General features: G+C 66.8%; 2 protein-coding genes. Both read right to left on the bottom strand.

Annotation, left to right across the window (positions count from 1 at the left end; all coding sequences use genetic code 11):
- Positions 1-194: 194 nt before the first annotated feature.
- On the bottom strand, positions 195-410 hold the full coding sequence (locus ACNAW0_RS30450; RefSeq protein ID WP_416291493.1) for a hypothetical protein: 216 nt from the start codon (positions 408-410) through the stop codon (positions 195-197).
- Positions 407-971 (bottom strand): transposase (locus tag ACNAW0_RS30455; RefSeq protein WP_416291494.1); only part of this gene is annotated, 565 nt, incomplete at its 5' end. The genes ACNAW0_RS30450 and ACNAW0_RS30455, both read right to left, overlap by 4 nt.

Consider the following 971-nt stretch of genomic DNA (forward strand, 5'->3'; position numbering starts at 1 on the left):
ACTATGATCACCGAGGCCAAAACCGCGCCCCGCTGACACTCCCATCTCGGCAGGTGCGTGCACGGGGATCGAGCCGACGCCTACGCCGGGCATCTACGGAGAGTGACGGGAGTTCCTGCCTTCCGGCGCGCCCGCTCGGCGGCAGATCGGCACTCCTGATCTTGGCGTTCGGCCGTTGGCTGCGACGGAGGTCTTCAACTCCAGGAGGGGTTGCGGCTCGGCAGCCACGGCCCGAACAGCGACTCGTACTCCTCACCAGTTTCGACGGTGAGGAGGAAATCAGGTGCGGTCCCGGCCACCGCATCACGCAAGCGGGCCAGCAGCAGCGGGACAGTCGCCAGGTCCAACGACAGTGCTGTCGCGAGTTGGACTCGCTTAGTGCTCCTTGCCGTTAATTCGTCGGGGGTCACGCGGCGGTTGGCAGGGGTGCGTGGGTGGCGAGGCGTTTGAGGGTGGCATCAAGGTCCTTCTTCGTGTAGCGCCAGTTGAACGGTCTGGCGGCGAGGTTGTAGTGGTCGTGGAACGCGTCGAGGCGGTTCTCGACGTCGGTGAGGTCGTGGAAGTCGTTGGGCGTGACGACCTTGCGCTGCACCACGGAGAAGTAGATCTCCACCTGGTTCAACCAGCTGGCGTGCAGCGGTGTGTGCACGATGGTGGCGGTGGGCCATGCGGCGGCCATGCGGTCGATGGAGGCCTGTCCGCGATGGGAGGAGCCGTTGTCGACGATCCAGAACACCCTGCTGGCTGAGGCGTAGGGTTCGCGGGTCATGACCTGCTCGACCAGCCGCGCGAACGGGGCGATGCCGGTCGTAGGCTCGCAGCGGCCGTGGACCTTGCCGCAGTGCACGTCGAGTGCGGCCAGGTAGGCCAGGGCTCCGCCGCGGTCGTATTCGTGCTCGACGCGCATCAGCCGGGACCGGCCCGGTGGCAGGGTCGGGTGGCAGCGGCAGCGTGCCTGGATCGACGTCTTC

It is taken from the genome of Micromonospora sp. SL1-18, from assembly GCF_047921505.1.
Lineage (GTDB): Bacteria > Actinomycetota > Actinomycetes > Mycobacteriales > Micromonosporaceae > Micromonospora.